Annotated in this window: 19 protein-coding genes; 17 read left to right on the forward strand and 2 right to left on the reverse strand. The window is 45.5% G+C overall.

Features of this window, described 5'->3' with window-relative positions:
• Positions 1 to 1,746: an arginine--tRNA ligase gene (argS, locus tag L5M40_RS10115; RefSeq protein WP_105251263.1), complete on the reverse strand. Its 1,746-nt coding sequence runs from the start codon at positions 1,744 to 1,746 to the stop codon at positions 1 to 3.
• A 134-nt stretch (positions 1,747 to 1,880) separates the two neighbouring features.
• Positions 1,881 to 4,076: a primosomal protein N' gene (gene priA / locus L5M40_RS10120; protein ID WP_113940093.1), complete on the reverse strand. Its 2,196-nt coding sequence runs from the start codon at positions 4,074 to 4,076 to the stop codon at positions 1,881 to 1,883.
• Positions 4,077 to 4,178: 102 nt separating this feature from the next.
• On the opposite strand from priA, the gene L5M40_RS10125 reads away from it, so the two are divergent.
• The 17 genes from L5M40_RS10125 (at position 4,179) to L5M40_RS10205 (ending at position 21,453) form a co-directional block, all read left to right on the forward strand.
• Positions 4,179 to 5,192: a FimV/HubP family polar landmark protein gene (locus L5M40_RS10125; protein ID WP_263176130.1), complete on the forward strand. Its 1,014-nt coding sequence runs from the start codon at positions 4,179 to 4,181 to the stop codon at positions 5,190 to 5,192.
• A 181-nt stretch (positions 5,193 to 5,373) separates the two neighbouring features.
• A complete protein-coding gene (gene rpmE, locus L5M40_RS10130) occupies positions 5,374 to 5,586 on the forward strand; it encodes a 50S ribosomal protein L31 (protein WP_063883331.1) in 213 nt (70 codons plus the stop codon).
• A gap of 522 nt (positions 5,587 to 6,108) precedes the next feature.
• On the forward strand, positions 6,109 to 7,353 hold the full coding sequence (locus L5M40_RS10135; RefSeq protein WP_263176128.1) for a malic enzyme-like NAD(P)-binding protein: 1,245 nt from the start codon (positions 6,109 to 6,111) through the stop codon (positions 7,351 to 7,353).
• 186 nt (positions 7,354 to 7,539) lie between these two features.
• Complete coding sequence (csrD, locus tag L5M40_RS10140) at positions 7,540 to 9,483, forward strand: RNase E specificity factor CsrD (RefSeq protein WP_263256615.1); 1,944 nt, start codon at positions 7,540 to 7,542, stop codon at positions 9,481 to 9,483.
• A 245-nt stretch (positions 9,484 to 9,728) separates the two neighbouring features.
• Positions 9,729 to 10,607 carry an MSHA biogenesis protein MshI gene (locus L5M40_RS10145; protein ID WP_105251268.1) on the forward strand — a complete coding sequence of 293 codons (879 nt, stop codon included), beginning with the start codon at positions 9,729 to 9,731 and terminating at the stop codon, positions 10,605 to 10,607.
• The gene (locus L5M40_RS10150; RefSeq protein ID WP_263256616.1) at positions 10,604 to 11,206 is read left to right on the forward strand and encodes a fimbrial assembly protein; all 603 of its coding nucleotides are present in this window, start codon (positions 10,604 to 10,606) and stop codon (positions 11,204 to 11,206) included. Before L5M40_RS10145 ends, L5M40_RS10150 begins: the two co-directional genes overlap by 4 nt.
• Positions 11,203 to 11,853 (forward strand): MSHA biogenesis protein MshJ, encoded by a 651-nt coding sequence (locus L5M40_RS10155; protein WP_131523452.1) that lies wholly within the window; start codon positions 11,203 to 11,205, stop codon positions 11,851 to 11,853. Before L5M40_RS10150 ends, L5M40_RS10155 begins: the two co-directional genes overlap by 4 nt.
• Positions 11,840 to 12,160 carry an MSHA biogenesis protein MshK gene (locus tag L5M40_RS10160; RefSeq protein ID WP_263256617.1) on the forward strand — a complete coding sequence of 107 codons (321 nt, stop codon included), beginning with the start codon at positions 11,840 to 11,842 and terminating at the stop codon, positions 12,158 to 12,160. The genes L5M40_RS10155 and L5M40_RS10160 overlap by 14 nt, the downstream gene beginning before the upstream one ends.
• A gap of 14 nt (positions 12,161 to 12,174) precedes the next feature.
• Positions 12,175 to 13,857 carry a pilus (MSHA type) biogenesis protein MshL gene (gene mshL / locus L5M40_RS10165; protein ID WP_263176121.1) on the forward strand — a complete coding sequence of 561 codons (1,683 nt, stop codon included), beginning with the start codon at positions 12,175 to 12,177 and terminating at the stop codon, positions 13,855 to 13,857.
• 6 nt (positions 13,858 to 13,863) lie between these two features.
• Entirely contained in the window at positions 13,864 to 14,772 is a 909-nt protein-coding gene (locus tag L5M40_RS10170; protein WP_263176120.1) for an ExeA family protein, read from the forward strand.
• The gene (locus L5M40_RS10175) at positions 14,769 to 16,082 is read left to right on the forward strand and encodes a tetratricopeptide repeat protein (RefSeq protein WP_263176119.1); all 1,314 of its coding nucleotides are present in this window, start codon (positions 14,769 to 14,771) and stop codon (positions 16,080 to 16,082) included. The genes L5M40_RS10170 and L5M40_RS10175 overlap by 4 nt, the downstream gene beginning before the upstream one ends.
• Entirely contained in the window at positions 16,079 to 17,839 is a 1,761-nt protein-coding gene (locus L5M40_RS10180) for a GspE/PulE family protein (protein ID WP_263176118.1), read from the forward strand. The genes L5M40_RS10175 and L5M40_RS10180 overlap by 4 nt, the downstream gene beginning before the upstream one ends.
• 2 nt (positions 17,840 to 17,841) lie before the next feature.
• A complete protein-coding gene (locus L5M40_RS10185) occupies positions 17,842 to 19,062 on the forward strand; it encodes a type II secretion system F family protein (RefSeq protein ID WP_126491075.1) in 1,221 nt (406 codons plus the stop codon).
• A gap of 50 nt (positions 19,063 to 19,112) precedes the next feature.
• Positions 19,113 to 19,607: an MSHA biogenesis protein MshF gene (locus tag L5M40_RS10190; protein ID WP_263176117.1), complete on the forward strand. Its 495-nt coding sequence runs from the start codon at positions 19,113 to 19,115 to the stop codon at positions 19,605 to 19,607.
• 76 nt (positions 19,608 to 19,683) lie between these two features.
• Entirely contained in the window at positions 19,684 to 20,301 is a 618-nt protein-coding gene (locus L5M40_RS10195; protein ID WP_105251278.1) for a prepilin-type N-terminal cleavage/methylation domain-containing protein, read from the forward strand.
• A gap of 64 nt (positions 20,302 to 20,365) precedes the next feature.
• The gene (locus L5M40_RS10200; protein WP_263176116.1) at positions 20,366 to 20,884 is read left to right on the forward strand and encodes a type II secretion system protein; all 519 of its coding nucleotides are present in this window, start codon (positions 20,366 to 20,368) and stop codon (positions 20,882 to 20,884) included.
• 14 nt (positions 20,885 to 20,898) lie between these two features.
• Positions 20,899 to 21,453 carry a type II secretion system protein gene (locus L5M40_RS10205; protein ID WP_263176115.1) on the forward strand — a complete coding sequence of 185 codons (555 nt, stop codon included), beginning with the start codon at positions 20,899 to 20,901 and terminating at the stop codon, positions 21,451 to 21,453.
• Positions 21,454 to 21,499: the final 46 nt, after the last annotated feature.

Genomic DNA, 21,499 nt, shown 5'->3' on the forward strand with positions numbered 1-21,499 from the left:
TTACATCCGCTCTAAGGTTTCAATACCGAGTAGATTTAGGCCTTTTTGTAACGTACGAGCCGTCAGTTGCGCGAGTAATAAACGGCTGTTCTTTTGCGCGTCATTATCGGCGGCAAGCACTGGACAAGCTTCGTAGAAGCTAGAGAAAGCACCTGCTAATTCATATAAATAAGCACACAGTACGTGCGGCTGACCTTTATCGACAACACGATTGAGGATCTCACCGAACTGCGCCAACTTATTACCGAGATCTTTCTCTTTTTCATGCTCAAGCACGATTTTCGCTTGGCTGAGATCCAGATCGGTTACTCGCTTGAATATGCCCGCAACGCGGGTGTAAGCGTACAGTAGGTAAGGTGCGGTATTACCTTCGAAGCTGAGCATTTGTTCAAAGCTGAAAATGTAATCGCTGGTGCGGTTTTTCGACAAGTCAGCATATTTAACGGCACTGATCCCAACGACACGGGCGATTTCAGTTAGTGTGGCCTCATCCATATCAGGATTTTTGCTACGAACGAGTTCTAGCGCGCGCACATTGGCTTCTTCTAACAGGTCAACTAATTTAACGACACCGCCGCTACGGGTTTTGAATGGACGGCCATCTTCGCCGTTCATAGTGCCAAAACCTAAGTGTTCTAACGACATATCTTCACGGACAAACTTAGCCAGTTTCGCTAGGCTAAAGACTTGTTGGAAATGCAGTGCCTGACGTAGGTCAACAAAATACAGGACACGATCGGCCTTTAACACGTTCGAGCGGTAGCGCATTGCCGCAAGATCTGAGGTGGCATACAAATAGCCGCCATCGGCCTTTTGGATGATAACAGGCAATGGCTCACCTTCTTTGTTGCGGAAGGCTTCTTGGAATACGACTTTAGCGCCGTTACTTTCGGTTAATAAACCTTGGGCATCTAAATCTTTAACCACTTGCTCGAGATCGGCGTTATAAGCACTTTCGCCGTGTACATCGGCGCGGGTCAGGCTCACACCTAAACGGGCGTAGACTTCATGGCAGTGGCTTAACGAAATGTCGTTAAATTCGCGCCACAGTTTGTTGCAATACTCGTCACCAGATTGCAGTTCGACCACTAACTGACGAGCGCGGGTTGCGAATTCTGCTGATTCGTCGAAACGCAGTTTAGCGGCACGATAAAAGTTTTCTAAATCAGACAGTTCAAGTTGAGCTTCTTCACCATTTTTGGCGCGCAGCTCTTCCATATAGGCCAGCAACATACCAAATTGTGTGCCCCAGTCGCCCACATGGTTTTGACGAATAACCTTGTGGCCTAAAAATTCTAACGCACGCACAACACTGTCACCAATGATGGTTGAACGTAGATGGCCTACATGCATTTCTTTGGCGAGGTTGGGTGAAGAGTAATCGACAACAACGGTTTGTGGTGTCGGTAACTTAATGCCTAAATGCTCATCGTTGACGGCATTTTGCAGTTGATCTGCTAAGGCGCTGTCGTTGATGAAAAAGTTGATAAAGCCTGGTCCTGCAATTTCAACCTTAGCCACAAAAGCCGAAGCCGGTAAGGTATCTATGATCAGTTGGGCTAATTCGCGTGGATTCTTGCCTGCGACCTTGGTTAGCATCATGGCTAAGTTGGTTGCCAAGTCGCCATGACTCTTATCCTTGGTTCGATCTACCTGAATGCGTGCTTCAAAGTCAGCAGGCACAATACCTTGTTGTTTAAAGGATTCTAGAGTTTGTTCAAGTAATGATTGGATATGTGATTTCATGGGTTCTAATCGGCACTAACTTTAAGAGTGAATACAGGGAATAACCGCATATTTTAGCCGTTTGTGGTTAACAATTGCTATCTTCCCGATGATTTTTTATCAAATGGCGCTTAAATACTTATCAAATACTCGACTCAGAGGAGATCCTGTGGATCTCTGTCTAAGCTCCATCGGCAGCGTTTAGCTTCGATAAGTTGCTCTACAAGCGGATGAATACGTTCAAACTCTTGTTGCAAGCGATTGCGGTTTTTAGCTTGGAATAAGAGTTGGCGGCGGAACTTGCCGGCTTTTTTATCTAAGGGCGCTGGCATAGGACCAATCACCTCAAATTCTTTATCTTGCGGCAAAAGCGCGGCAAAGGCGTTGAGAAAGTTATCGGCATCACTGGCTAAATGCGCTTCGGCACGCACCAATACCATATGCCATGCTGGCGGCAGCAGTGCCTGTTGACGCTCTTTGAGCTGGCTGCGAGCAAACTCGCCATAACCGCGGTGCAGCAAATCCCGCAAAATGGGATTGTCGCTCTGGTGAGTTTGCAATAATACCGTGCCGGGTTTACTTGCGCGCCCTGCGCGACCTGCAACTTGGGTATAGAGTTGTCCAAAACGTTCGGGCGCGCGGAAGTCGGCGCTAAATAAAGCGCCATCGACATCGAGTAACCCAACAAGCGTCACATCAGGGAAGTGGTGGCCCTTAGCCAGCATTTGCGTGCCGACGAGGATTTTATATTCTCCCTTATGAATCGCATTTAAGTGGGTTTCTAATGAACCTTTAAGGCGGGTCGTATCACGGTCGATGCGCACTACTGGATGTTTCGGAAACTCCTGTTGCAGCGCTTCTGCGAGCTGTTCTGTGCCTATGCCTTGGCCCATCAACATAGTGCTGCCACATTTGTGACACTGCTTGGGGATAGCGTATTGATTGCCACAATGGTGACAGCAAATTTCGCCAAGGGATTGATGTACAGTGAAAAACGCGTCGCAGCGGTCGCATTCGTGTAAGTGCCCACACTCGTGGCAAAGCAGGGCTGGTGCGAAGCCGCGGCGATTGAGAAACAACAAGACTTGGTTGCCTGCGTCTAAATGCAGGCGGATTTCGTTCAGTAACGGCACTGACATACCGGCTTTCAGCGGCATATTTTTAATATCGATAATGCCTTGGCGCACTTTTTTAGCCGCACCTGCGCGTTCACCCAATTGTAAATGATGGTAACGGCCGCTTAAGGCATTTTGTAGACTTTCGAGTGAGGGCGTTGCTGTGCCCAAAATCACCGGAATCGCTTCTAAATGGCCACGCATGACTGCCAAGTCGCGGGCATGATAACCAACGCCTTCCTGTTGTTTGAAGCTACTGTCGTGTTCTTCATCGAGTATGATGATGCCGGGATACGCCATAGGTGTGAACAATGCTGAACGCGTGCCAATAATGATTGCCGCCTGACCACAGCGGGCTTGGCGCCATGCTTCGAGTCTTTGATTGTCGGTTAACCCTGAATGCAAAATGGCAACATTGACTTTGAAACGGCGCTTAAAGCGATTGATTGTCTGGGGTGTTAAGCCGATTTCAGGCACTAAAATTAACGCTTGTTTGCCTTGCTTGAGGATTTCTTCGAGTACAGCAAGATAGACTTCCGTTTTACCCGAACCGGTAATGCCTTCTAATAAAGTACAGTGATATCCTTGTTGCAGATTTAAAGTGGCAACGGCGACGGCTTGTTCTTTATTGAGTTTATGTGGCGTTTCGTCCATTTCGAGTGTGGTGCGCCAGTCGAGGTTAAGCTCGGCAATTTTTTCATGGCGTGCCACCCAGCCTTTATCTTCTAGGGCTTTAAGCGCCGCTTTACTGATGTCTAAGCTGATAACCTCTTCTTGGGTTAAGCTGGCGGTTTTGAGTAACTCGAGTAGTTTTTTCTGTGCGGGTGCGCGTTTAACCGCTTCGGGCGCAATATTTTGGCCTATTTCAGTTAATTGCCAGAATTGGATTTTTTGTGGCGCGGCATCGAGCCCTTTACGCAGAGCCACAGGTAAGGCTTGGGTTAGCATCTGCCCTTGGCTGCAAAAATAGTATCTCGCAGCCCAAAGAGTTAATTTATAAAGTGATTCAGGCAGTAAAGGTTTATCGTCGATAAACTCGAGCACAGACTTAATTTGCTTTGGGGCTAAGCTGCAAGACTCAGTGATACCTGTGACTAACCCGATCAATTGTTGACGACCGAAGGGAACTTTAACGCGCACACCTATTTGCGGTGTACTAGGATAGGATTCGGGTACGCGGTAGCTAAAGGTTTGCCGCATAGGCACAGGTAACGCAACTTCGACAAACAATGACATATGCAGGCAAGTCTTAGACAAGAATGTGGTTTAGTGTACTCAGCGCGGCTGGCTAGGGCTAGCCCTAATGATGGTTTACCAAGGATAGTTGAGAGTAAATAAATGGCTAATATAGTGAAATCATTAGGTCTACTTGCTTTGGTGTGCAGCGCACCTAGCATGGCACAAGTCTCCCATGTGAGCATTAATAGCCGGATGTTTGAATTAGGCGCTTACCCTAAACTCAGGGTGAATGTGATCGCAGACAATCAAGATATGTCGCGCTTAGAGTTTGTCGTGCAGCAAGCTAGCGGCGAAGAAAGGTTAATGGTTGAGGAGATTAATCGCTTTTTAGTTTTACTCACTGGCGTTGAAGATGTGAAGGATAGCAGCGCTAAACTCTTAGTGAGAGAGTATCGCCTTGACCGATGGTATGACGTCAAAAGTATCAATTTATTCGGTGCGGCTAAACCTGCCTCTGCCGCGTTAGCGACAAAAGCGGTTTCGGATTCGAAAAATACCACCACAGCGGGCGCCCCCAAAAATGCGGATAAAGTGGGCATTAAGCCTGTAAAAGTGGTGGCAGAATCAAAGCCACTTGAAGAGGTAATGCCCGCAGTGACTGTTGCTACTGCTGCAAATACCCAATCCAACGTGCCAACGGTAGAAGTGGTGACTGGCTTTAAATTTCCTGAAGCAGCGGATAAACAAAATACGTCGGCTACTGAGATAAACGCCTTCGCTAAAACCTCTGAGACGATTGCTGTTGAAAAAGTGGTCGTTGAAAACGCTGCAACTGAAACTGTGGTTCCAGAAATAGTGAAAACGGCAAATAATGAGCAAAAACAGAATATTGCTGAAACGGCCTCACAGACGCCCGAACATTGCCAGTTAACGTATCTTGCTGGCGAGACGTTGTGGCGTATCGCCAATCGATATGCCAAGGATTGGGATGTGAGTGTATATGGCGCTATGTTGGCGATTTACGAGGCAAATCCTGTGGCTTTCTCGAAGAATAGAATCAATGCACTCAAGAGTAATGCGGTGCTATCTTGTCCTTCGAAAATGATTTTGGATCAGCATTCTGATGCTAAAGAGGCGCGGGCGGTATTTGAGGCTAAAGAAGCGGGAAAATAAGCCGCTTAACTAAAGTCAAAATAGACACAGATTAACCGGCAAACGCTCAGATAATCTACTTGTATCCCTTGTAGGTATGCTGTACCATTCTGCGCCCTAAACATATTGTTATTAACATGCATGTGGTGTCCGACTACGGGTTGGAAGAGCGACATGGCCTTACACTTTTGAGGTAACCCCAATGAAACCAGGTATCCACCCAACATACGCTATCATCACTGCAAACTGTACTTGTGGTAACGTTATCAAAGTAAACTCTACTGCTGGTAAAGATCTGCATTTAGACGTATGTGGTGCTTGTCACCCATTCTACACTGGTACACAAAAAGTTGTTGATACCGGCGGTCGTATCGACAAATTCAACAAGCGCTTCGCAGTGCTTGCAAAGAAATAATTGCGATTGCAATGTTTCTAGAAAAGGCGCCTATGGCGCCTTTTTGCTTTTTGTTATTCGTCAATTTTCTTTATTCCGCTTATTCTACATATCTAGCTGGTACGACTTCACTCAATAAATCGTCAACTTATTCTGTATTGAGAGTTCAAGTGTATAATTCGACTTATTTATAGCAATTAACTATAAGATAAATATGCTAGTCGCTATATATTGTAATTTAACCAACATTTTTGAGATTAAGTCGCTACAACTAGCGCAGTAACTACAAAATATATGTTTGTTTCCTACAAAACATATTAAGAAATGCAGCTTTATTATAGGAGATAAGTTTATAAAACTAAGCTTAGAGGGGCTATTTGGCGGCTAAAGTGAAATTTATGAATCTCTTATTTATAAATTCCCCTTATTGGCGTATCTTACCCCGACCAGCCAGACTATTAACATCACCCTTTGGTGAGACTAGATGTGTGTTGGTAGGTCTTACTCTCATCAATTATAAATGTCGCATTTCAGGATTTTAAAATGTCAGATATTCGTCAACAAGCACTCGATTATCATGAATTCCCCATACCAGGCAAAACCGCAGTTTGCCTTACCAAACCCGCCGAAACGAGTCACGATCTCGCCCTAGCTTATAGCCCAGGTGTGGCTGAGCCAGTACGCGAAATCGCTGCAGATCCTGACAATGCGTATCGTTATACCAATAAAGGTAATACGGTTGCCGTGATTACCAATGGTACGGCTATCTTAGGTTTAGGGAATTTGGGCCCTTTGGCTTCTAAACCTGTAATGGAAGGTAAAGCATTATTGTTCAAGCATTTTGCGAATATCGATTCGACAGATATTGAGATTACGCATAATACGCCTGAGGAATTTATCAATACTGTTGCTGCGATTGCTGACACTTTTGGTGGTATCAATCTTGAAGATATTAAAGCGCCCGAATGCTTTGTTATCGAACGTGAATTGATTGCTCGTTGTAAAGTACCTGTATTCCATGATGATCAACACGGCACCGCAATCGTGACTGCGGCGGGTATGATCAATGCGCTGGAAATTCAAGGCAAGTTGATAAGCGACGCGACTTTTGTCTGTATGGGCGCTGGTGCTGCTGCCATCGCTTGTATGACTATGCTGGTAAAATGTGGTGCGAATCGCGCCAACATTTACATGCTAGATACTAAGGGTGTTATTCATTCTGGTCGTACAGATCTTAATGAATATAAAGCACTCTTTGCGAATGATACCGAAAATCGCACGCTTCTTGATGTTATTAAAGGCGCAGACGTGTTTTTAGGTCTATCAGGTCCTGACGTCATTGGTGCAGAAGAAGTCGCGCTGATGGCCGATAAGCCAGTGATTTTTGCGTGTTCTAACCCAGACCCTGAAATCAAACCTGCACTTGCTCATGCAACACGTAGTGATTTGATCATGGGTACGGGTCGTAGCGACTATCCAAACCAAGTGAATAACGTATTGTGTTTCCCATTTATTTTCCGTGGCGCATTGGATGTGCGTGCGTCTTGCATTAATGATGAGATGAAAATTGCGGCAGTTCATGCAATTGCATCACTGGCAAAAGAGTCAGTGCCCGCGAGTGTGTTGAAGGCTTACCCTAATGTGACGTCGCTGAGTTTTGGCCCAGAATACGTGCTGCCAAAACCTATGGACCCACGTTTATTGCCTAATGTTGCCCGTGCGGTTGCACAAGCGGCTATCGACTCTGGTGTGGCTGCTATCACCACTTTACCTAAATACGCCGACTAGGCTAAAAGTGGTAAAAACATTAAAAAGAGGCTAATTAGCCTCTTTTTTGTTTTTAAGTGGACATTAAAGTCACAGCGTCTTAGTTGCCTTTTAGGTTATGCTACTGAATAATCAACGGACAACTTTTGTTGAACTTCTGTTAAAATCGCACAAATAATTATAATAATCCTGCAGGATAGCGGATAGATGAAATTCACCCGAATGTTAACTACAAAATTAACCAGCTTTTGGTTAATGTCATTAGCCGCTATCGCCTTTGTATTTTTGCTGAGCGCTATGATGAGTTTCGTGCAGCTGACTTATAAATTTCAGCAGCAAAAAGTCGCTGAACTCGAAACTATGTTAGTCGATCAGTTCCAACACCAACCTGATTGGGAGCTAGAGGCTTGGCTACCGCCCATGCTGCTTGCTTACAATGCCGTTAATTTTCGGTTGACCTTGAAAGATGAAGTGTTATTTGCCTATGAAGGCAACCTTTCTACGCAAAATGCGATGGTGTATGACCATGTGCTAGAACCGACATCAGGCTTGCGTATGCAGTTAACCTTGACTCAGCCCTTTGAACATTACACTTTCAGTTGGTATGAAATTCTGATTTTGTTGGTCGGTATCTTAGCCGTGGCTGCCTTAGTGCGTTTTGGTTATTTATGGTTTTCACAGCAGCTCGATGGCATTGAAGAATTAGCCTTACGCAGTCGATTGATTCTGCAAGGTAAGCATGAGCAAGCACTCGCGACTCCCGGAAATGGTAAACCAAGGCTGATTAACCGTGCTTTGACTAAGTTGTTAGAAGAGTTACAAGACGCCCAAAAGGAGCGGGGGCGTTTCGACAAATTCATCCGTTCTAATACCTTTCTTGATGCTGAAACGCGCATTGGTAACAGACTCTTTTTGAATAATCGTCTCGACGCCCTTAGCCATAATCAGGCTATGCTTGCCCATGGGGTAATCTATTTATTAGAAATGGATGATCTGGATTTATTGCAGCAATCCCAAGGTGAAGCTGTGACGAAAGAGCTATTAAACTCGACAGTTAATGCGATAAGTCAATTGCTGCAAACTCAAGCTAATAGTATTTTTGCCCGTCGTTCCCATAATCAATTTGCCATAGTCGTGCCGCAAATCTCCTTAATTGAAGCGGATCAATTTGCCAGCAAATTACTCAAGATATGTCTAAGCCAGCCTTTGCCTGATGTTGAGAATAGCGATAACTTTTTCCACCTCGGATGCGCTTATTTTACCGCAGGCGATAATGCGGCTCAGTTAATTGAAGAAGCCGATATGGCTTTGAGGGCGGCACAATTACAGGGTAATAGTAATTGGTTTATGTACGACAAAGGCGCGATTGATGAAGAATTTGCCAAAGGCTCAGTGCGTTGGCGTAGTTTTTTAGAAAATGCGTTAGTGCAAAGGCGATTCTTCCCCTTTAGCCAGCCGATAATTGATTCAGATGGTAATGAGCACCATAAAGAGATATTTACGCGGGCTAGGGATAATCAGGGGGCGTTAATCCGTGCCACACTCTTCATTCCTATGGCGAATAAATGTGGCTTAATGCCACAGGTCGAACGGCAAATTATTGAGCGGGTATTGTTATTATTGTCGAATGAATTAGTGGACGGCGTATCGAATGCTCAAACAGTTAAGAAATCAGCGCCGCAGATATACAGTATTAATCTGAGTTTGGATTCGCTAATGAGCCGAGCCTTCACTCAATGGCTAAAAACGACGCTATTAGAATATCGCCATCTCACCACGCGACTGATTTTCGAAGTGTCTGAAGATATCGTTATTCAACATCAAGAAAAGTTGCAGCCTAAATTAGATATGATCCGTAAAATGGGCGCGAGATTATGCGTCGATCATGTGGGTCAGCAGGTTGTCGGTACTTATTACATTCGCGAATGCCATTTTGATTTAATTAAGTTACACAGATCCATCGTGCGTCATATTCATTTACGACCAGAAAACCAATTATTTATCCGCAGTTTGATTGGCGGTTTATATCGAACGGAAGTACAAGTCTGCGCCGAAGGGGTAGAAGTCTTTGAAGAGTGGCAGACACTGCAAATCCTCGGTGTTGGCGCAGCGCAGGGAATGTATTTCAGTGAACCCATAGAGGCTAAGTAAGGGAAGTTCAGTGTTTGGGTGATTAATGTCGTCTTAGAGACAAATAGATCCTATTATTCACGTATTTATCTATAAAATACGAGCATTTGCGGCTAAACTAGCCAGTGCCAAAAATATGACGTTTGCGGTTTTTATTCTGTATCGAGCAGGTCATAGGTCAAGGAGCACTGGAGAGTGGAGTGACAGGAAGTTTGTGCGAAAGAGACTACTCAAGCTTTTAAATTCAGTTGGTTATAGGCATCTTTATGGAAAAAAGTCTTATAGGTCGATTAGCCTTTTGGCAGAAGAGAACAGAACCGACTAGCCTTGGTGTCTATGTCTGCGCCGATAAATTATGGGTTTACGCACCTGCCCAAAAAGAAAATGCTGAGCAGTGGTTACCCTTTGAGCTGAAAGATGAGCACTGGTCATTGGCGTTTGCTGCTGTGGCTAAATCCTTTCCCAATGCACAGTTACAGCTGATTTTGGCTTCCGGCCTTTATCAATTACTGCTGACCGATAAACCGAATGTCGATACTGTCGAGTTATCCCAAGCCTTGTTGTGGTCAATTAAAGACATGGTCACGCTACCTGTACCGCAAATCCATTTGGATTACTTTGAGTCACCCATTCCGAGTAATAAAATCAATGTTGTGGTGGTGGATAAAGCTAAGTTAGTGAGTATGGTGCAGGCCATTCATGAACAAGATTTACAGCTTTTCGGTATTAGTATCGAAGAGTTAGCCGTGACTAACCTATTTAATGATGACAACCAAGCGCGTCTGGTGGTAAGCCATAATCCCGGTCAAGAATTGCTACTGACTGTGGTTAAGCAAGGTCAGCTGTATATGCAGCGTCGCGTGCGCGGATTTACTCAATTGGATAAGACTCAAGCGGATGAGTTAAGTTATGGCATGGCAGACAATTTAAGCTTAGAAATTCAGCGCTCTATGGATTATTTTGAAAGTCAATTGAGACAGGCTCCGGTATCTTCTATCGAACTCCTCGCCGATGGTGCCGTGGATACTTTAGCTAAGTTAGTCTCGGCAAACTTCAATCAAGCTGTGAATGTCATTGATAAAAGCTGTGTTGGCGCGCGAATGGCGGGATTAGCCTTTGCCGAATTTTATCGAGGTACTGAGTGATTAAATACCGAGTCAATCTTTACACTCCTTCATTATTGCCCCCGAAGCAAAGATTAACCTTTGCGCGTTTAAGTGCCTACGCCTTGGTTTTTGCGATCTTATTTGCGGTTTTAGGTGGTTATAGCTATTGGCAAGTCAGTGAGTTACAACAGGCACAGCAGTTGGCTGCCCAACAAAAGCAGCAATTCGATACCCAAAAACAGGCATTAGAAGCACAAATTGCTGCGCGTAAACCCGATGTCGATCTTGTTGCGCGAGTCGATTTAGCGGCACAACAGTTAGAGCTGAAGCAATTACTCATGGGAGAATTGAGTCTTAGGACTTCTTTAACTAGCCGTGGTTTTGCGCCAGTTCTTAAAGATTTAGCCGTCGTGTCGGATGCGAGTGTTTGGCTTAGTCATATCGTCATTAATGAGCAAGATTTTATGTTCGAAGGTTTTGCCGACCATCCTCAAAGCATTCCGCAGTGGATTGGCAAACTTAAAACTACGCAGACTTTAAAGGGGCAAGCTTTCTCGTCGATGAGCATGGATCGCGGTGAAGATAAACCTTTGGCCTTTACCTTGAAAAGCGATAACAAGGAGGAAGCCGCGCAATGAAGCAAAAGTTAGCCCAATTAGGACAACAGTTTGATGCGCTAAGTCGCCGTGAGCGAGTGTTGATCTCAGTCGCCATTCTGGCCGTAGTCGGCATGCTGAGTTATTTACCCTTAGAGTCCCTGTGGAAAACCCATGTGGCTGTTTCACAACAGCTAAAAGCCTTAGAGCAGGAAAACGCGATTTCGGCTCAGCAGATTGACTTGTATCAGCAACGTTTAGCGTTAGATCCCAATCAAGATTACCAACAGCGTTTAGTGCTGTTGCAGCAACAGAATCAAGCCCTAGATGCCCAGCTCGATGAGCAGATGGTGGATATGGTGCCGGCTGACTATATGCCGCAGTTGCTGGGTAATTTACTAGGACAAGTGCAAGGGATTAAGTTAATTAAGTTTATGTCGATAGCGCCCATCCCTTTGTTACCTGTGGGTGAAGAGAAAAAACTCAATCTATATAGCCATGGTATTCGCTTAAGTCTAGAGGGCGATTATTTTTCTGTGTTGCGCTTTGTTGAAGCCGTTGAGGCCATGCCAGATAAACTTTATTGGAAACGTCTCGACTATAAAGTCGCGGAATATCCAAAAGCGACCGTTGAGATTGAACTTTATACCTTGAGTATTAATAAGGACTTTATCAGTGTTTCTAAATAAGTCTTATATTATCAGTGTGTTGTTATTGGTTAGTAGCCCTATGGTGTCTGCTGAATCGCTGCGCGACCCGACTTTGCCCGGTAAAGGCTTTGCTGTGCAGAGTCATGCGAGTCAAATGCAGGATCAGGCGCTTGTACTTAACAGCATAGTAAGCTCAGGAAACACGGCTTATGCTGTGATAAATAACAAGATATTGTCTGTTGGCGACAGCGTTCAGGGGCTGAGTATCGTTAAAATTACCCCCACTTATGTATCGCTGTCCGATGGACGGAAATTGACATTGTTTCAAGCAATAACAGAGAGATAGGGAATACACCTCAGATGAAAGCGATTAAATACTTTACACCTCTGCTCTCACTTTGCCTTGTGGCGTGTCAGACCACAAATAGGCCACAGCCGGAGGCGAGTAAGGCGGAATTAGCGGCCTCAATGGCGACGGCAACGGCATCAACGACGCCACCGCCTGCGACTATGCCGGACGCGGTTCAGCGGGAATTGAATTCAGGCGCATTGCTATCAGGTTTGACCCCCACATTGGAAACTGAGCGTCGTTTCGATGTATCAGCCCACGATGTTGATGCTAAAGTATTTTTTCCAAGCTTAGTCCAAGGTACACCACTGAGTGTCGCCGTACATCCTGACGTGCAAGGTACGATCTCATTATCCCTTAAAGGTGTGACGTTAACTGAAGCAATTCAAGTGGTTGAAGATATCTACGGCTACGAAGTCAGTCGTGAAGGGCGCATCCTAAGAGTGTTTCCTGCTGGAATGCGTACCGAGACGTTTCCGCTGAATTATCTCTATATGGAACGCGATGGCTTATCTGTGACGTCAGTGAGTTCAGGACGGATTTCGGATAGCAATAATTCCAATAGTAATTCGAACAATAACAATTCAAACAATAGCGGCTCGAATAATAACAATAACTCGAACAGCAGTAATGGCAATAACTCGAGCAGTAATGGCGGTAGCGATAGTAGCAACGGTACTTTTATCCGTTCGCGTACTAAGACAGATTTTTGGGGAGAGTTAAAAGAGACATTATCCTCGATAATCGGCGAAACGGGTGGCGGTCGTCAGGTTGTTGTTACTCCGCAGGCGGGTTTAGTGACCATTCGTGCTTTTCCTAGTGAATTACGCCAAGTGCGTACTTTCTTAAATTCCGCAGAAAGTCATTTGCAACGCCAAGTGATTTTAGAAGCGAAGATCCTCGAAGTCACATTATCCGATGGTTATCAGCAAGGTATCCAATGGGATAATGTGCTGGGACATGTTGGCAATACTAATGTGAATTTTGGTACATCAGCGGGCCCAGGTTTAAGTGATAAAATCACCTCGGCTATGGGTGGTGTCACCTCGTTGAGCATTAAAGGTTCTGACTTTACGACCATGATCAACCTATTAGATACCCAAGGTGATGTGGATGTACTGTCTAGCCCAAGGGTCACTGCATCGAATAACCAAAAAGCGGTGATCAAAGTCGGTACTGATGAGTACTTTGTCACCGACGTTTCATCGACCACAGTTGCGGGTACAACGCCTGTGACCACTCCACAAGTCGAGCTTACGCCATTTTTCTCGGGCATTGCCTTAGACGTTACGCCGCAAATTGATAGTGACGGTAATGTGTTATTGCACGTGCATCCATCCGTTATCGATGTGAAAGAGCAGACTAAAGACATCAAAGTGAGTGACGCTTCGTTGGAGCTACCGTTAGCGCAGAGTGAAATTCGTGAGTCTGATACTGTCATCCGCGCCGCCTCCGGTGACGTAGTCATCATCGGTGGCTTGATGAAGAGTGAAAACATTGAAGTGGTATCGCAAGTACCTTTGTTGGGTGATATTCCTTTCCTCGGTGAATTGTTTAAAAACCGTAGTAAGCAGAAGAAGAAAACCGAGCTTATTATTCTGTTAAAACCTACGGTAGTTGGTGTTGATACCTGGAAAACTGAGCTACAACGTTCTAAGACCTTATTAGATCGTTGGTATCCGGAGACAAAGTAAGCTTCTATGTATCAGAAGCATTTTGGCCTAAGCCAACCTCCATTTTCACTGACACCGAATACCGGATTTTTTTTCGGCCTGTCGCCACACGTGGAAGCCTTGCAAGTGTTGCAAACCGCGCTGCAAACGGGCGAAGGCTTTATCAAGGTGACAGGGGAAGTGGGGACTGGTAAAACGTTGATTTGCCGCAAGCTTATCAACGAATTGCCGAGTCAGTTTCATTGCGCATATTTGCCTAATCCTTATCTCACTCCAGCTGAATTACGCTGGGCGGTAGCGAGTGAGTTGGGCCTTAAATACACCAGCAATATCGATCAGCAGCAACTCACAGGACTTATTCAACAGCAGCTTTTAGCCTTGAGCACCCACGGTCACGCCATCGTATTGGTACTCGATGAAGCGCAGGCATTGCCGGACGACAGTCTTGAGGCGCTGCGGTTATTCACTAATCTGGAAACCGAGACACGCAAATTATTACAGGTAGTGTTATTTGGGCAACCCGAGCTCGATGACAGGCTTAAACGCCAAGAATTTAGGCAATTAAGACAGCGGATTACTTTTAGCTACAACCTTCGCCCACTGACATGGGATGAAACCGACGCTTATCTTCGCCACCGATTAGCTATCGCTGGGCGTGCGGGCGAACCACTCTTTACATCACGGGAAACACGTCAGATAGCCTATGCGTCCCGGGGGATCCCCAGATTGATCAATATTCTTGCCCATAAAGCCTTGTTATTGAGTTTCGGCGAAGGCGCTACTCGTGTGCAAACCTCCCACGTTAAAGCCGCAATTCAAGACACCGAAGATGCAAGTGTTCGCCGATTATTATCGTGGAAATGGTTGCCTTTTTTCACTTTGATGACAGTGGCTTTCGGTTTGGGATTACAACACTTTTTCAGAGGTGTTGTATGAGCGTGATCAACAAGATGCTGCAGGATCTCGACAAGCGTCAGCAGGGGCATGAGCTCAGCAACGTGGCTCAGCCACAGGTGCAATATTTAGCTCGCAGGCGGGCTCCGTTTAACGGGCTGCTGCTCTGTGGTGTGTCATTGCTATTCGGTGGTGGCACGGTTTATGGCTGGCAACTTTTCATGGCAAAGCCTGCTGAAGCGACTATTTCGGCTCAAGCAAATGGGCAAAATGAATCTACTCAGACTCAAATCGAGCCTGTGCAGGTAGACAAGATTACCTCGAGACAGCCTTCAGCAAGCGTCGAAGTCGTCGAAGAACCGCTTAACGTTGCGACTACGCAGGAGTTTACGACTAAGAGTGAAGAACTTGAGCCCAGTGTCGACGACGTTGTACTTAATCCGCCGCAAGAATTTGAATCAGAAAATGAGGTTGAACAAGAGTCACAACGACAACAAGATGAGAGCTCAGCACTCGCAGATGACCTAGTTGATACGTCAAGCGAGCCAAGCCATTCACAGTCAAATCGTGTGACATCGAGTGTGCGAAGCGCCGAGGTCACTGCTGCCGCACCCTCTGCATTAATGATGTCAGAACGTGCCAGTGTTGCCGCCGATAATGAACTTAACGCGAGCAATGAGCTTAAAGTACAAGAAGTTAAAGCTGATGCAGGCACTAATCGACTCACGCCCCAACAGCAAGGGCAAATGGCGATTACTGAGGTGGAGTTGACCCCAAAGCAGCTGGCGCAAAAGCGGTTCACATTAGCGAATGAGGCTGAAAGGGATGGCAAACTCAAAGATGCCATTAGTTATTATGAGCAAACATTAGGCTTTGATCCCAGCATGCATGAAGCGCGCAAGCAGTTAGCTGCGCTGCATTATGGGCAAGGTCAATTAGCCAAAGCCAGTGAAGTGTTACAGCAAGGCATGCTGTTATTCCCACAGCAGTTAGACTTTGCCTTATTGCTTGCTCGGGTTCAGCAAGCCTCTGGTCAGGCTGATCTCGCATTAGTGACGTTAGCCAACATACCTGACACGCATTCACTGGCGAGACAAAAGTGGATGGCACAATCGGATTTGGCGCAAAAGTTAGGACAGTTTTCGTTGTCAGAACAAGCCTATAGACAATTATTGCAACAAGAACCTCAACAGGCTAAATGGTGGATGGGGCTGGCCTATGCGCTCGATTCGCAGCAACAATTTCCTCAAGCACGCCAAGCCTATCGGACTGCTTTAGGCCATAGAGGCTTATCGGCGCAAGCGAGTGCCTTTATCGAACAACGTTTGACTCAGCTAGGAGATAGCCAATGAAACCCAGATTAAAAATGCGTTTGGGCGATCTGTTAGTTCAAGAAGCCATTATTACTGAAGCGCAGTTGCAACAGGCGTTGGCTGAGCAGCGCAATACGGGCAAAAAACTGGGTCGTACTCTGATTGATTTGCAATCGATTACTGAACATCAGTTACTGCAGTTCTTGTCGCAACAATTGAATGTGCCTTTGCTGGATATCAGTAAAATGCCAATCCCAGCGGAAGTGGTGCATCTTATTCCTGAGGTGCAAGCACGACGTTTCCGCGCTTTAGCGGTTGAAGACAGGGGCGATAGCGTATTAGTTGCAATGAGCGACCCCGCGGATTTGCAGGCGCTCGATCACCTCGAAATGCTTATCGCACCTAAGCGTTTGAAGTTAGCGGTAACGCCCGAGCAGCAACTGCTGCAAGCGTTTGATAACTTATATCGCCGTACAGACCAAATTGCCCAGATTGCCGGTAAGCTCGAAGAAGAATACGCCGCCGATGAGATGTTCGATTTAGCCAGCCTCACGTCGGGTGACAGTGACAATGAAACCACAGTGGTTAAGTTGCTGCAGTCGATTTTTGAAGATGCGGTGCAAATGCGCGCCTCGGATATTCATATCGAACCCGGTGATAAAGCCTTACGTATTCGCCAGCGTATCGATGGTCAACTACATGAAACGATTCTGAATGAAGTTAATATTGCTGCGGCTTTAGTATTACGACTTAAGTTGATGGCGGGTCTCGATATTTCCGAGAAACGTTTGCCGCAGGATGGTCGTTTCCATATGGAAATCAAAGGTCATCATATCGATGTGCGTATGTCGACTATGCCGATTTACCACGGCGAATCTGTGGTGATGCGTTTACTCGATCAATCAGCGGGTTTATTGACCTTAAACGAAACCGGTATGCCACCTGCTATTTTGGCGCGTATTCGTAAACAGATTAAACGTCCCCACGGCATGCTACTGGTCACAGGTCCAACGGGTAGCGGCAAAACGACCACCTTGTACGGTATTTTGAGTGAGCTCAATACCGCCGACCGTAAGATCATCACGGTCGAAGATCCGGTCGAATATCAATTGCCGCGGATCAACCAAGTACAAGTTAACCATAAGATTGGCTTAAACTTTTCAAATGTATTACGCACCACCTTACGTCAAGACCCCGATATCATAATGGTGGGGGAAATGCGTGACCAAGAAACCGTGGAGATTGGTCTTAGGGGCGCATTAACGGGTCACTTTGTGCTATCGACCTTGCATACCAACGATGCGGTTACAAGTGCGCTGCGTTTACTCGATATGGGCGCTGCGAGTTATTTAGTTGCTAGTGCCTTAAGGGTGATTATTGCCCAGCGTTTAGTGCGCCGTGTCTGCCATAACTGTGGGGTAGAGTATCAACCGACACCGCAGGAAAAAGCCTGGCTGAGTAGTGTGAGCCGCAAAGATTTTACCCATGCGAATTTTAGGATTGGCACGGGTTGCCAGAGTTGTAATGGCAGTGGTTATCGCGGGCGGATCGGTATTTTTGAAATCCTCGAGCTAGATGAAAAGATGATCGATGCTATGCGTACTGGTAATCCACAGGATTTTGCCAGAGCCGCGTTGCAGAGCCCTAACTTCACCCCACTCGCAGAGTCTGCTTTGCAATATCTGAGCGAAGGCATGACGACGATTGAAGAGGTTGCTAAGTTGGTGGAAGACGTGAGTGAATCTCAGATACCTTTGTCGAAGGATATTATCAGCCAACAAGGCGTTGAGGCGTAATTATGCCAATTTATCAATACCGTGGACGCAGTGGTCAAGGTCAATCCGTTACGGGACAATTGGATGCCGCGTCGGAAAGTGCCGCTGCTGACATGCTATTGGCGCGTGGCATTATCCCCCTTGAAGTCAAAGTCGCCAAAGTGGCTAAGTCGTTCTCACTGACTAAGTTATTTGGTGGCAAAGTCGCGTTAGAAGAATTACAGATTTTTACCCGACAAATGTACTCCTTGACCCGTTCTGGCATTCCTATTTTGCGGGCAATAGCAGGCTTATCTGAAACGGCGCATTCCCAGCGAATGAAAGATGCGCTTAATGATATTTCTGAGCAGCTTACCGCAGGGCGCCCCTTGTCATCATCCATGAATCAACATCCCGATGTGTTTGATTCTTTGTTTGTTTCTATGGTGCACGTGGGGGAGAACACGGGTAAGTTAGAAGATGCCTTCATTCAACTTTCAGGTTATATCGAGCGTGAGCAAGAGACGCGGCGACGAATTAAATCGGCCATGCGTTATCCCATGTTTGTATTGATTGCGATTGCGCTCGCTATGGTGATCCTCAATATCATGGTGATCCCTAAGTTTGCCGAGATGTTTTCTCGCTTTGGCGCCGACTTGCCGTGGGCGACAAAAGTGTTGATTGGTACATCAAATCTATTCGTGAATTATTGGGCGCTGATGTTGGTGGCGCTGATTGGCACTATCATTGGCATTCGTTACTGGCACCATACAGAAAAGGGTGAGAAGCAGTGGGATAAGTGGAAGTTACACATTCCCGCCGTAGGGTCGATTATTGAGCGTTCGACGTTAGCCCGTTATTGTCGCAGTTTCTCTATGATGCTCAGTGCGGGCGTACCGATGACGCAGGCCTTAAGTTTAGTGGCCGACGCGGTAGATAATGCCTATATGCACGACAAGATAGTCGGTATGCGCCGTGGCATAGAGTCTGGCGACTCTATGTTGAGGGTATCGAATCAGAGTAAGTTATTTACGCCACTAGTGCTGCAAATGGTGGCTGTGGGCGAAGAAACGGGGCAAATCGATCAATTACTCAATGATGCGGCAGATTTCTATGAGGGCGAAGTAGACTATGATTTAAAGAACCTCACCGCGAAATTGGAGCCAATTTTGATCGGTTTTGTGGCCGTGATTGTCTTAGTGTTAGCCTTGGGGATATACCTGCCAATGTGGGATATGCTCAATGTTGTCAAAGGCGGTAAGTAAGCGATATGGATAATATTTATTTCCTATCTTATACGTGGGACTGAGGTTAAATGCAGACTCAGCAAAAGGCTGAAAGCGATCTATTACATATCTATGGACGTATGATCGCCATTGGAATTGTATTGGTTATCATGGCGGTGATCGGAGCTAAGTACTTTTTTACACTACCGCAAATAGCGGCTCGTGGATTGGAAGTGGAACACGCCCGTTTTTTAAATGTGCTGGTGATGGTGCGTTCCCAGTGGTTGTCTTTGGGTAAGCCGGCGCAATTGCAGTTGAACTGGGAGGTATTTGATAATCCCTCCCCAGAAACTGAGTCGAGTGTTGTCGATATCAATGATTTAGGATGGCCACAACCTAAGCACTTAAATGATCAAGGCTGCCAAGATTTGTGGCAACAGTTAATGGGCGCTGAAACTGATAATTTAGGTCTAGAGGCGGATTATTTGGCTAAGGATAATAGCTGCCACTATCGGTCTAAAAATGGCGATAGTTTAGGCTATCAACTGAACTCTGGCAGGGTCATTTTTTTGACTGCTCCGTAAAATATTGTTAACTCAATGGCTTTTTAAAATTGATTTAACTGTTAGAATAAAATTTCTGAGGTCTGGGGACATATATATGAAAACTAAGCAAACAGGGTTCTCATTAATCGAACTTGTGATTGTGATTGTGATTTTGGGTTTACTCGCCGCAACGGCGATTCCACGATTCTTAAATGTCACCGATGATGCTGAAGATGCCAGTGTTGACGGTGTTGCGGGTGGTTTATCGACTGCAGTTAGCTTTGTGCGTTCTCAGTGGGAAGTTGATGGGCGTCAAAATAGCAGCGTTATCCTCGACGGTAACACAGTAAATGTCGATACACGTTTTGGCTATCCAACGGGAACTTCAGTAACCAGTGCGACAGCTATGACAAATGCCAGTTGCCAAGAAGTGTTTAACACTGTGTTGCAGAGTGCTCCACGTAACGTATTATTTAACCAAGATGCACGTAATCAACGTTATACCGCTCGTGTTATTAACGCCGCAGGCGGCAGTGCTAACTCAATTACTGGCGCAGTCGTCGCAGGTTTAGATTTATGTGTTTATCACCAAGTGGCTTCACTGGTGTTAAATCAAACGAATGGTGTACCCACTCCTGCCCCTGATTTAACAACGGTAGGTGCTAAGGGAATAGTGTATAACCCAGGCACAGGCAGAGTATTAAGCTTCACTCAAACACCATTTGTACCATAGAAACTAAAGCGTCATGCTTAAGTTAATCAACTTTTTTGTAAAGTTATTGAATAGGTAATTAAGAATGAAAAGACAACAAGGTTTTACCTTAATTGAATTAGTCGTAGTTATTATTATTTTAGGTATTCTTGCTGTCACAGCGGCACCTAAGTTTATAAATTTGCAAGGAGATGCCCGTAAGTCGACTGTCGAAGGCGTTAAGGCTGCGCTGCAGGGGGCAAACACTCTTGTCTATTCAAAAGCTGCTATACAGGGGTTAGGTAAAGCTGCTGATGAAAATGTGATTATCGGTAAAAATGGTACTGAAGATATTAAAGTGACTGCTGACTTTGGTTACTTGAATAGCAGGGCTGATTCTGCAACAGTTCAGACTAACCTTGAAAAAGCTTTAGATATGAAATTTGATGCATTGGCAACAGGCACCGTAGGCACAGTAAATGACTTTGGGGTTGTGTACAAAAGTGCTACATCTTTCATTATTGTTCCTAAGGGAAAGAAAGACACTGAAGACTGCCGTTTAGAATATACACCTGCAACTAGCACTACATTACCTGTGTATTTAGTTGTAGCTACCGCGTGTTAATGGAGTTTCGCAGAATGAAAAAGCAAAATGGTTTTACATTAATTGAATTAGTGGTTGTTATTATTATATTAGGGATTTTGGCTGTGACTGCAGCGCCTAAGTTTATTAATTTGCAAGGTGATGCGCGTGCTTCTACAATTCAAGGAATGAAAGGGGCTATTCAAGGTGCCAATAGCTTAGTTTATTCAAAAGCGGCATTACTCGGTATTGAAGGTGCAGATACAGGTAGTGTTGATGTGCTCGGTAATACAGTTGCAGGGACTCCTGCGACAGCTACTGACGATGTTCCGGTAGTATATGGTTATATGGCTGCAACTAAGGCTGCTTTAGAAAAGGGTATGGATGTTAAGTTTAATACTGGAACTTCCCCATCATCAGCAGTACCTTCTGGTGAAGATGCTGCTGATTGGGTTATAAATGCAAGTGGTAATAGTGCGACTATCTGGCAGCGTGGCGCTCCTGCTGATGTAACTACAACTGGTTCTGAAGCAAGCTGTAAGATTGTTTACACTGCAGCAGCAAGTGCAGGTGCTTTGCCGACTATTACTCTAACCGATAATGGTTGTTAATTTAATTTATGTGAAAAGGCCTGCCTAGCAGGCCTTTTTTTTAGAT

This window comes from Shewanella sp. SM68, assembly GCF_025653925.1.
Taxonomy (GTDB): Bacteria; Pseudomonadota; Gammaproteobacteria; order Enterobacterales; family Shewanellaceae; genus Shewanella; species Shewanella oncorhynchi.

Bases quoted from the DNA above. Each gene is read 5' to 3' on its own strand.
- L5M40_RS10180 (WP_263176118.1), top strand. From the start codon at position 16,079: ATGAAACCCAGATTAAAAATGCGTTTGGGCGATCTGTTAGTTCAAGAA.
- csrD (WP_263256615.1), top strand. From the start codon at position 7,540: ATGAAATTCACCCGAATGTTAACTACAAAATTAACCAGCTTTTGGTTA.
- rpmE (WP_063883331.1), top strand. From the start codon at position 5,374: ATGAAACCAGGTATCCACCCAACATACGCTATCATCACTGCAAACTGT.
- L5M40_RS10125 (WP_263176130.1), top strand. From the start codon at position 4,179: ATGGCTAATATAGTGAAATCATTAGGTCTACTTGCTTTGGTGTGCAGC.
- L5M40_RS10170 (WP_263176120.1), top strand. From the start codon at position 13,864: ATGTATCAGAAGCATTTTGGCCTAAGCCAACCTCCATTTTCACTGACA.
- mshL (WP_263176121.1), top strand. From the start codon at position 12,175: ATGAAAGCGATTAAATACTTTACACCTCTGCTCTCACTTTGCCTTGTG.
- L5M40_RS10175 (WP_263176119.1), top strand. From the start codon at position 14,769: ATGAGCGTGATCAACAAGATGCTGCAGGATCTCGACAAGCGTCAGCAG.
- L5M40_RS10185 (WP_126491075.1), top strand. From the start codon at position 17,842: ATGCCAATTTATCAATACCGTGGACGCAGTGGTCAAGGTCAATCCGTT.
- L5M40_RS10195 (WP_105251278.1), top strand. From the start codon at position 19,684: ATGAAAACTAAGCAAACAGGGTTCTCATTAATCGAACTTGTGATTGTG.
- L5M40_RS10190 (WP_263176117.1), top strand. From the start codon at position 19,113: ATGCAGACTCAGCAAAAGGCTGAAAGCGATCTATTACATATCTATGGA.
- L5M40_RS10145 (WP_105251268.1), top strand. From the start codon at position 9,729: ATGGAAAAAAGTCTTATAGGTCGATTAGCCTTTTGGCAGAAGAGAACA.
- priA (WP_113940093.1), bottom strand. From the start codon at position 4,076: ATGTCATTGTTTGTCGAAGTTGCGTTACCTGTGCCTATGCGGCAAACC.
- L5M40_RS10200 (WP_263176116.1), top strand. From the start codon at position 20,366: ATGAAAAGACAACAAGGTTTTACCTTAATTGAATTAGTCGTAGTTATT.
- L5M40_RS10135 (WP_263176128.1), top strand. From the start codon at position 6,109: ATGTCAGATATTCGTCAACAAGCACTCGATTATCATGAATTCCCCATA.
- L5M40_RS10205 (WP_263176115.1), top strand. From the start codon at position 20,899: ATGAAAAAGCAAAATGGTTTTACATTAATTGAATTAGTGGTTGTTATT.
- argS (WP_105251263.1), bottom strand. From the start codon at position 1,746: ATGAAATCACATATCCAATCATTACTTGAACAAACTCTAGAATCCTTT.
- L5M40_RS10155 (WP_131523452.1), top strand. From the start codon at position 11,203: ATGAAGCAAAAGTTAGCCCAATTAGGACAACAGTTTGATGCGCTAAGT.